Annotated in this window: 9 protein-coding genes; 5 read left to right on the top strand and 4 right to left on the bottom strand. The window is 53.4% G+C overall.

The genetic code is table 11. The annotated features are described in order from the left end of the window. Window positions 1–660: 660 nt before the first annotated feature. Together DK261_RS21535 and DK261_RS21530 are read right to left on the bottom strand one after the other, a co-directional pair. Window positions 661–1,131 carry a hypothetical protein gene (locus DK261_RS21535; RefSeq protein ID WP_110176315.1) on the bottom strand — a complete coding sequence of 157 codons (471 nt, stop codon included), beginning with the start codon at window positions 1,129–1,131 and terminating at the stop codon, window positions 661–663. A gap of 131 nt (window positions 1,132–1,262) precedes the next feature. Continuing rightward, window positions 1,263–2,225 (bottom strand): DNA-binding protein, encoded by a 963-nt coding sequence (locus DK261_RS21530; RefSeq protein ID WP_110176313.1) that lies wholly within the window; start codon window positions 2,223–2,225, stop codon window positions 1,263–1,265. A 513-nt stretch (window positions 2,226–2,738) separates the two neighbouring features. Here DK261_RS21530 and DK261_RS21525 point away from each other — a divergent pair. From DK261_RS21525 to DK261_RS32940, 3 genes are read left to right on the top strand one after another with little or no spacing between them, the layout of a single operon-like run. Next, complete coding sequence (locus DK261_RS21525; protein WP_110176311.1) at window positions 2,739–4,565, top strand: Mu transposase C-terminal domain-containing protein; 1,827 nt, start codon at window positions 2,739–2,741, stop codon at window positions 4,563–4,565. Between the two features lie 23 nt (window positions 4,566–4,588). Further along, window positions 4,589–5,449, top strand: coding sequence for a TniB family NTP-binding protein (locus DK261_RS21520; RefSeq protein ID WP_110176309.1), 861 nt, complete (start codon window positions 4,589–4,591; stop codon window positions 5,447–5,449). Further along, a complete protein-coding gene (locus DK261_RS32940; protein WP_124315072.1) occupies window positions 5,446–6,516 on the top strand; it encodes a hypothetical protein in 1,071 nt (356 codons plus the stop codon). The genes DK261_RS21520 and DK261_RS32940 overlap by 4 nt, the downstream gene beginning before the upstream one ends. Window positions 6,517–6,598: 82 nt before the next feature. On the opposite strand, the gene DK261_RS21515 is transcribed toward DK261_RS32940, so the two are convergent. Then, window positions 6,599–6,910, bottom strand: a complete 312-nt coding sequence (locus DK261_RS21515) for a hypothetical protein (protein WP_110176307.1) — start codon at window positions 6,908–6,910, stop codon at window positions 6,599–6,601. 206 nt (window positions 6,911–7,116) lie between these two features. On the opposite strand from DK261_RS21515, the gene DK261_RS21510 reads away from it, so the two are divergent. After that, window positions 7,117–7,392: a helix-turn-helix domain-containing protein gene (locus DK261_RS21510; RefSeq protein WP_110176962.1), complete on the top strand. Its 276-nt coding sequence runs from the start codon at window positions 7,117–7,119 to the stop codon at window positions 7,390–7,392. A 277-nt stretch (window positions 7,393–7,669) separates the two neighbouring features. Here DK261_RS21510 and DK261_RS21505 read toward each other — a convergent pair whose 3' ends face one another. After that, complete coding sequence (locus DK261_RS21505) at window positions 7,670–8,818, bottom strand: site-specific integrase (protein ID WP_110176305.1); 1,149 nt, start codon at window positions 8,816–8,818, stop codon at window positions 7,670–7,672. Window positions 8,819–8,896: 78 nt separating this feature from the next. Between DK261_RS21505 and DK261_RS21500 the strand changes: the two genes are divergently transcribed. Further along, window positions 8,897–9,859, top strand: coding sequence for a DNA-binding protein (locus DK261_RS21500; RefSeq protein WP_110176303.1), 963 nt, complete (start codon window positions 8,897–8,899; stop codon window positions 9,857–9,859). The last annotated feature ends 215 nt before the right edge of the window (window positions 9,860–10,074 follow it).

Genomic DNA, 10,074 nt, shown 5'->3' with positions numbered 1-10,074 from the left:
TTGACGGCTGAAGGGCTGGAGCGAGGTCGGCAGATAGCCGACCGGTTGTTTGGGGTAAGAACTCAAGTGGAGCATGTATCCGACTCGGATACCTGACTTCATACCACGGCCATACGGTAGGTGGGGTTTATGGATCGCATACGATTGAACAGGAAACTGTGCTGGAAGAATCAACACTCGCAATCAGCACTGACCCAGCAGTAGCAGTAGCAGTAGCAGTACCCGATCCTGATGTGCAGTCTTCCAGGCGTAAAGTCAGCCCGGCAGCTGAGGCCGCAGCACTGAAGACCTGGGAGTCACCGCCCCGCACTTCACCACGTTCGTTCGACCGCGTAAAAAGAAGAAATCGGTTTTGAATCAAATGACCCGCATTCGTGAGGCCATTACCAACAAGGTGGTACCGGTGTGTGGGAGTAGGGATGGGTTCGATTATTTGTTGGAAGCGGACATTGTTGCGTATGACGCTGATCTGGACCTCAAAGCCCTGATCAAGGCCGAGAAGCTGCCCACTGTAACCCCAAAACCAAGTGACACAATGGTTGGTTTTCCAGTCGTAGAAGGGAAGGGTTAATCAGCAGCGGGAGTGTGCGATGAAAGCGGAGAGAGGAAATACTCTGACCATAATTCCCTGGCCTCGCCTAGCGGACCAGGGAATCATGATCAGTTGCTGGCCTGTGCGCTTTCGCCCATAGCATCGTTCCGTAACTTGAAGAAAATCACTCTGGTCGTGGAGTTAAGGTGGTGGGTGATCTGCTTCTCCATCTGAAGCTTCGCGTCCGCCGGCGTCAGATTGGAGGTAAATGGCAAAACCGAGATACCAAACGACGCGTTGGCCTTCTTTTCAGCTTCGTCGAGCACCCGCTTCACATCCGAGTAGCGGTTATCCCTGTTTGCATTCAGAAGGGGCCCATCAAATACCAGGTATTCAGGCGCTTCGCTCACAACTCCCAACTCCGCCAGAACAGAGAGCTGCGGAAAGTTCGTAGCAGTGCCATCAGCCAGCGAACCACCGACCGCAGGTGACCAGAAAAAGACCACCTGTTGCAGCCTGGGGTCCTGAAGGGTTTGGATCAAGGCATCGGCAATTTGGTCGTGGGATTTGAGTTCGGAATTGTAGCGAGTGACTTTCATGGATCATTCCTCGTTGGGTTAAGGGGTACAGCAACACCCAACGTAACACTGTATAAATAACCAGATCAAGGCGCGGATTCCGATTTTTTCTACCCGGATTGGCAGCCCCCTTCTTTTACGGAAAGCCGCCGTCAGCTCGATGCTTCATCCTGATCAGAGGCATGCACCTGTACTTTGACCCTTTCAAGCAAGGCTGTTTGCAGCTTTTCATTCTGCTCGCTTAGCTGGGCGTGTCGCTGTTCCAGCTTCTCCAGACTGCGATCCGTGGCCTCAAGTCGACCGCGGAGTTCAGCGGCCTCATCGCTTGCTTTCGAACGCAATAGCCGGAGTTGATCTTTTTCACTCCGTTCGTGCTCAAGCTCTTTGCTCAGCTTGTCGGTTTTGGCCTTGTGTTCGTCACGGACCCGAACCGTCTCCCGCATCAGGAAGTCTTGCGTCTTGACCAGTTCCACCTGGTGGCTTTCAGCCAGGGCGGTGAGTTCACGCTGCGAGCTTGCTCGCAGATCCGTCAACTGTTGTTGCAGGCTATCGACGAGCCCTTGCAGTCGCGGCTGCTCCTGCATATGCGCAGCTGTTTGGTCCGTCTTTTCCTTAAGTCTAGAGGTCAGATCTTTACGTTCGGCATCATTTACCTGTAATTGTTCCATAAGGGAGGCCTTGTCGGACCTGAGCCCTTCAATTTCTCGGGTCTGTGCGGAAAATCTGTTAATGGCCGCCTGTTCATTGGCCCGGGCTGTAGCCGCCGATGCCAATGCCAAATCCGCCCGTTCCTGGAATTGTAACCGTTCGGCCTCATGCCCGGCGACAGCGGCATTCAGGGCGACGCCCCAGATGTTATCGAGGCTCTCACATACCTCCTCGGGTATGCCTGGGCGACGTAGTCGTGCACTTAATGCCGGCCCGGCCTTAGCCCAGAATTTTTTGATCTCATCGTTAACCAAATTGGGTGAAGCCGTGATGCCGTGTTCGGCGGCTATCAACTCGCGAATGGCTGATTGACGGACTTCCTCTCCATGCTCAAGCAGACGCGCGGCATAATCATGTACCCATTGGCGAGTACTTTTGAGTTGCGCGCTAGGGGATTGCTTTGACATGGTTTTCAGCCCTCTTTCATAGTCGTACGAAGTAAAAGCGTTGAATTTGCTGGACGGGCAAGCTCTCGCGAAGTAATCCAGCTTACGATATGCACTCTAAGCATAGCACTAAGCTATTGATTTATAACTTGTAATGCTGATGGTCTCACCGAGGTGAAGACTCCTAGCTCGTAGGTCTATGTGACTGGCAAGTGGCGGGTCACACAGATTGTCGATGGTTTTTTTGAAATTTTTCTTTTGGGCGACGGTTATTCCTGAAGTCAGCGGTTGGTGGCATCTAAAGCAATTGTTCCAACAGGAAGTAAGGTGATCGCTTGCCGCAGGATAAACAACAGGGCCAACCGACGAATGATAAATGGAGGTCGTGTGCTATTCATACGGAAAGTTCAGTACTAACGCACAGGTGAGCACGTGCCCCACCTGCTTAGCCCGTGATTGCGAATGTTATGAGAGGGATCAGAAAGCTCGTCTATATTGATAGTCATCGTATCTGGCGCTCGCCGAGGTGTGGCGATGGAAAAAATAATCAGTCGCGAGAAAGTCTTATACCAAGGTCGAATATGTGAGTACGCTCGATCTGTTTCAACCGATAAAGTCCAGATCTACGACATAGCGAACAGGACCTATGTGGTCGTAGAGATCGCCGACCTGCAATCCATTTCACGGGCTTCGATCATCCCCGAAATCAATAAAAAAGAAATCGACAGGGATGAAGCAGAACTGTCTGCCGAAATGGATGAAGCAAAGCGTAGGTTTGACGTGATCAGGCAGTGCATTGCAGAAGAAGGCAGCTTAAAGGAGATAGTAACAAGGGTGAGTCGGCGCTTGGGTTTGAGTAAGCCCCATTGCTACCGATTAGTGGGTGATTACGACGTCAATGCGGGGCCCGGGTCTTTGATGCGTTACAGGCGAGGGCAGAAGAAGGGGGCGTGTAGGCTAAGTCCAGTCATCGAATCTATCATCCACGACTGCATAAAAACCGAATGGAAAGGGCCTGGGGCTGATAGGAAAAAAGTACATGAGAAAGTAGAGGGGATGTGCCAAGCCGCTAATCTTCCGGTACCTTGCATTAACACAGTCGGGAAGAGAATAAACAGTGGAAAAACGGCAAAAGAGTTAACGCGTTTAAAGTCAGGAAAAAAGGCTGCAGCCGATAAGTACGACGCCAGGCCAAAACAACTCAAACTCAAAGAACCGCTCGAATATTGGCAGATGGACCATACGGTAATCGATTGTATTATCGTTGATGAGCAAAGCAGGAAGGCCTTGTGCCGTCCCTGGGTGACACTGATTATCGATGTCTATACAAGAGTGGTCATGGGCTATTATTTATCCATTCATGCACCTAGCTCGCTGAGTGTTGCCATGGCCATCATGCATGCCGTGATGCCCAAGCGTGACTGGCTCAAAAGTCTTGGAGCAGACGATATTGCGTATCCTTATTATGGAAAAGCCAAAGCCATAGGATTGGATAATGCCAAGGAGTTCAAGGCTAGGTGCTTTCGTTATGCGTCGGACAAACACGATATACGGTTGCGCTGGAGACGGGTTAGAACCCCACATTGGGGAGGGCATATAGAACGGCTAAATGGAACATTTCAGATGGGGTATGTGAAATATTTGCCCGGTGCAACTCTGTCTAACGTGGTTTTGCGTGGAGACTACGACAGCGAAAAAGAAGCGGCCATGACTTTTTCGGAGTTTAATGTTTGGTTCGCGCGCTCGATAAATATTTATCACTTACAAGAACACCGAATGCTGGGCATGAGCCCGCATGAAAAGTGGCTTGAGTCTTATACAGACTCTGCAGGGGTGTTGTGTCATCCGCCGCTACTGACAGACGCCTTCGAGTTTTTTGTTGATTTTCTTCCGGAGCAAACTCGCACTATTTCCCCTTCCGGACTGGTGCTGAACAAAATCTGGTACTGGTCCGACGATTTCAAGCCGCTAGTTGGAAGTAAAAAAAAGTTTGTCGTCAAGTACAACCCTCTGTCGCTACGGCAAGTGTGGGTCCGTGATGGCGAGGGTCGATACATGCAGGCTCCTTATTCAGATGTGGGCTTGCCGGATATTACGCTACAAGAACTTAAGCTTATACGGGAGAAAGGAAAGCCGGCACCTAAGAACGAAGCGGAAATATTCGAAAAAATTCTGGCTAACCGTGAGCTAGTCAATAGTGCGGTGAATGCGACCAAAAGACTCAGAAAGGTCGTTGAGACATCAAAGCTGTCAACTGGGATAGACATTGCACAGATGTTGGATGAGGAAAAACAAACCCAGCGCCCCAAGGGGGGGCTCGACTATACCCAACCGATTATACCTTATGAACCGGAAGAGTAATTTGTTCCTTTTGGAGATGAGCGATGGATGATCATATTGCCGAGTACCGCAGAGGGTTGATGTCACTGTCGGACGCAGATCGCACGATTGCGTTGTACCAAGATGTGTGGGTGCCCTATGCAAAGTGGAACAACATTCGCAACGCGGTGGAAACTATTTTAAGAATGCCGCCCAAAAATCAAGCATTGTGTTTATTGATTTCGGGTGATTCCGGAATGGGCAAGAGCGCCATGATCGACCGATTGAAGCGTCATTATGGCCTGAAAGTTGGCGTTAGTAACCCCTGCATGGTCTCGATGGAACTTAAGGCGGATGTTGATTTTAAAAAATTCAAAAAGCAGTTGTTTTCGACGCTGACCGCGGGTATGAGGTTGTCCGATGACAACATGACCGATGAGTTAATGCTGGGGGCGGTAAGAGCCCTTAATATTCGCGCCATCGGAATTGATGAAATAAATAACCTAACCCTGGCCACACGCTCAGATGTCAGTAGAAGCTTAGTGCATCTAAAAACGCTGGGGGGAAGTCCTTTTCATCTCTCGGTCATAGCCTTAGGGAACGACCGAGCGGAAAATGCCTTAGCCTCGGAAAAGTCACTGCGGCGCCGATTTGAAAGTTTTACATTGGATCGCTGGGTTGAAAATGCAGAGTTTCGATCATGGCTAGCAGGATATGAGGCAACACTCCCACTCCGAAATCAATCTAACTTGACCGCGGAAAAGGAAATTAAGTTTATTTTGGAGTGCACCAAAGGAAATACCGATGGAATCGTTAAACTCATTCAACGGGCGGCTGCGTGGTCAATCGTTGAGGGGGTAGAAGTTGTTAACCTTGAAATGCTAAAACTCGGAAGGGCGGAGATGCCTCCCGTCTTAAAGTTATGAATAATCTTTACTGCAACGAATCGGTGCTGTCATGGGTATTTCGGCAACTAAACAGAAAATGCCTATCCGAGGAGAAGGTTCGCGTCATAAAAAAAATTGTCGAAGCCGAAATGGAAAGGTGCGCCAATGGGGCTTCTAAACTCTATGAAATTGATCCGGCCAAATTACGGGGGCTTTTACTGATGCCCAGCGAGTTGTATCGTGCGCAGTACGAGTCGTTCTGGCCAATCGTTCCATTCTACAATCGAACCAGTTACTGTCCACATTGCTTGATGGAGGACATGCAGACCATCCATGAATGTTACTGGCGGTGTGACTGGGAGCATTATTGGTATGTTATTTGTCTGCGCCACGGTGGGCGTATGGTGGACATTCCGAATGCTAATTATACTTTTGAGACTCTGGGTAATAAATTTGGCGACGCTTTTGCTGATGCTTTAAAATGTTCTTCAATTGACCAGCAGCGGTTTATTCATGCTTGGCATGGCGACCTACGGCCCTGGCCCTGGTATCGCGCATCGCAGGAGTCTGACGCGACGAAACCAATAACGGTGTTTAAGTTGGCCATTAACAGCCTGGCATTCATACTGCAGCGATTTGTGGCGAAGCATTTAAATGGTACAGAAGTTAAGTTTGGCTGTTTGCCTGTTATCCAGGATCTTATGAAATTAGCGATGCGACCTACTACCGAATTTTGCGACTCGTTTCCCATCGCGCACCTAATTTCTCAGCGTCTCGGGCTGAAAAAATACGGAAAAACCAAATGGATCGACATTGGTGTAGATGAATTTTTAAAGCAAGCGGACCGGTATTCGTCTGTATGGATACGGCTCATTGCGATGGGTGTTACTTGCTATGTTTTACAACTTGAGCGTTCGAACTACTGGTGGGTTCAACTGGTACAGAGTTGCCGCGAGCTTGGTCATACCCTCCCTGGCAGTCCGGAACAGGTGTATCGGAGTTTGCTGGGTGGCAGTTATTGGGGGCTTCGAGAATGGTTTGAACTGCGACACGGCGCGGGACCTGGATTTCGTGCCTTGTTCGGGGATCGGATGTACGGCATCTAGAGACAGTTTAAAGCGACTGAGGTAACTCGCTGGGATGCGTGAAATAGCCCCCTGAGTGCCATGAGATCACGTGTTATTCCAATTAGGGGGCTGAATAGATGCATCGCGGCAATACTTCCGTTTGCTTGATGGTTTTGCCACGAAGCAGGTCGTAAGTTTTCCCATGCTCCACGATCAGGCGAACGTGGGGCTGTCCTGAGGGTTCATCTGGCACGGTGTTGATGGCCAATACGTGCTCCATGCGCCAATGTGCCGAAGCATTCATGCGAGGCGGGGTCATAACCATCACCGAACACACCGAGCCGAACGGCGAGACTTCATTGAGTACTCGCTCCAGGTACTCCACGTCGGAGACCAGCAGGGTGCGACCGAACTCGATTTCTTCTTCCGTCATCCTGATGCACACATGAAACCAGGGATTGTCTAGGTCCTGTTCGACCACTGCCCATCGTTTAATTTTGAGATCAAATGGTAGAGGTGGATGGAGCTCTGCACCTGACTGAGTAAAAAACATCGTGGCGCCCTCAGAAAACGAACCCTATAGATTGTAGCCCTAAAGTATTCAAAAAGGCTTCATCGTTCCTTTTGTGAGCGATGCAAATGGAACTGAAGCAGGCCTTTGGGACGGCGTTAAAAGCGCGGCGGCTGGAGCGTAAGCTGACGCAAGAAGATTTTTCCGACGTGAGCAGCCGAACTTACCTCAGCACCCTGGAGCGGGGAAAGAAATGTCCCACGCTCGAGAAGGTGATGGAGCTGGCCTCTGTACTGCAGATTCACCCGCTGACGTTGATCGCTGAAAGCTTCCTGGCCCTTGAGCCAGACCAGACGCTGGAGGCATTGCTGGATGTCGTCCAGCGTGAAGCGCAGCAGGCCTGAGCTTTTCGGCGCGCCGATCGTTTACAGATGTCCCTCGAGGGTGAGGCCGCTCCAAGTCGCCGTGACCATGGGTGGCTTAAGGGTGTTGGGTCAAGCCGCTCAAACGGGAAATGGCTGAGGGATGCGCGGTTTTCGTTGCACGCACGCGATTAAGGGCTCGCGCGGCCCAGCGCGGCCTTGCCATCGGCAGCGTTAGTGCCCGCTGATGGCAAGGCCTCCCCGGCAGCGTGCTCGGAACAAAGCATCTGTCCGGTATCACCACCGAACGCAGGAAGCATCATTGCTCGCCTGGATCGGTTTCGCTGGCTTCAGCCTTCGGCGAGTCGCCTTGAGTGAATGGCTCGCCATCCCCCAGCAGCGACGTGGCGCGACTGCTGAGCAATGACCCCGCCTGAAAGTAGCCCATCACCGTGCTCACGCTGCGGTGCTCGGTCATGGCCATCACTTCACCGAGCGGCACGCCCTGGCGCCCGGCCTCGGTGACGAAGCCGGAACGCAGGCTGTGTGCGGCCCAGTCGCCCTCCAGTCCGGCCAGTTGCGCGCGACGCTGGACGATACGCGCCACTTGGTCCGCCGACAATCCTGTGGCTCCGACCTTATCGCCTTTATACAGCCGGCGAAACAACGGGCCGCTGTCAGCGGGGGCGACGTCCAGCCAGGCGGCGAGCGCTGCTGCGGCCGGGCCGCGCAGCGGCTTCTCCCGGCGCACGCCGCCGGTGTCGGTCTTGGTGGCGCCGAGGACATACAACCAGGTGTCGGCATCCAGTTGGCGTACATCGACGACTTGCAAGCCCACCACTTCCGAACGCCGCCGCCCGCCGCCGCTCCAGGCTAACAGCAGCAGGGCGCGGTCGCGAATCCCGCGCACGCCGTCGTCGCAGGTGGCGAGCAGCGCCTGCAACGGCTTGAGCACGATCGCGGTTTTCTTGCGCACCGCCACGCCCTGACGTGACTGCGCCTTGCGCGCCTCGCGCAGCAGGGTCTTCAGCGCCGACACCTCGGTTGGGCTGTCCCACTCCTTGATCCGGTGCCATTTACCGAGTACCGAAAGACGGTGACTGACCGTGTTAAACGCCAGCGGCCCCACCTTGGCCTTGACCCGGGCGGCGACCAGCGCGGCGTCAATCGACGGGGGCAACAGGTGGGTCCAACTGCCGTCGGCCAGCGGCCGCGCCAGGTGGTCGAGGACGAACTGTACGGCCACGGCAGCGGGCAGTGGCGCATCGCCCAGCGCCCGGCCATAACGCAGTTGCAGCCAGGCCGACCAGTAGGCGAGGGCACTGCGGTAGCTGCGCACGGTATTGGCTGCGGTGCCGGCGGCGAGGAATGCCGCGGCGGCGGCCTGGGCGTTGCTTGCGAGAAAATGTAAGTCCAGCGGGGTTTCGTCGACCAAGGGCAGTTGGTCTGTAATATTTAATACGTTCAACGTATGATAATTCCATTGCTCAGAAAATAACGTCGGATAATCTTTTATTATCAGATCTAATATAGCCGGGGGTGAGTCATGGCGGTAGGGGTACCGGAAAACGACGTGTTTGCTGCCGCGGACGCGGTCCTGGCGCGCGGTGAACGGCCGACGGTGGAGCGGGTGCGTCTGGAGCTGGGGCGCGGCAGTCCGGCACGGGTCGGTGGTTTGCTCGATCAATGGTGGGCTCGGCTAGCCGAGCGTCTGAATGGCGAGACCCGCCTGCCGGCATTGCCGGGCGAGGTGTCGCAGGCCTTTGTCGCGGTGTGGCAACAGGCGATCCATCTGGCGCAGGGTGTTGCCGAACAAGCATTGTCCGAACAACGTAAAGTTTTGGCTGCCGAACGCGAGCAAGTTGTCGCCGTAGAGAACCAGGCCCGTCAGGACGCCGTACTCGCTCGGCAACATGCTGTTGCCGCAAAGGCGGCACAGCAAGTAAGCGAGACTCGTTTGACGGACCTGGAATTGTTGTTGAAACAGCGCGCGGCGCAGATCGACGATCTACAGGATCAACGTAGTGCCCTGCAGCAATCCTACGGGTTAGTACGAGATCAGTTGCAAGCTTCGCAACTGAAGCTTGAAATGCTGCAGCAGCAGACCGACCAAGAGCGGGCAGCGCAAGAGTCGTATGTACGTGGTATTGAGGAGCGAGCGTATCGTGAAGTTGATCGATCGAGGGAAGAAGGCAAGTCACGCCAAGTAGAAGTGCGCGAACTCCAGTGCCTGTTGACGGATAGTCGGCAAACGCTGGAAGTCTGCCGCGCGGCACTGGTCGATTGCCAACGCGAGGCCGCAGCCCATAAGGCGCGCGCTGAACTTGCGGAGGAACAAGGAGAGCAGGAGGGAGCAGCCTTGCGAGCACGCGCCGAGGCAGCGCAGCAGATGCTAGTAGAGGCTCAGCGTAACGCCATTGCACATCAGGCGCGAGCTGACACCCTCGAAGCGCAGTTAGCTCAGTTACGAGAGACATTGCAGAGCAAGCGTCAGCGCACTCGGCCTTGATCGGCGGTACCACTCTGTGTCATCGCGCTAAGCTCGCGGTATTCAATGACATGAAACCAAGGTTTGCCTAGTAGTTGCGGATGACCAATGACGACCTGTAGTTTGCCCATGACCGGCTTGTATCCGTTTTTGGAGCGCATTTTGAGAACAAGCTTATTTCAACTGCCTGAGTTAACTCAGACACTGCCGGGTCATTAAAACGCCGATATCCCTTG

It is taken from the genome of Pseudomonas sp. RW409 (assembly GCF_003184125.1).
Classification (GTDB): domain Bacteria; phylum Pseudomonadota; class Gammaproteobacteria; order Pseudomonadales; family Pseudomonadaceae; genus Aquipseudomonas; species Aquipseudomonas chlororaphis_I.
The sequence above is the reverse complement of the archived record's forward strand: the minus strand, read 5'-3'. Positions and strand labels throughout refer to the sequence as shown.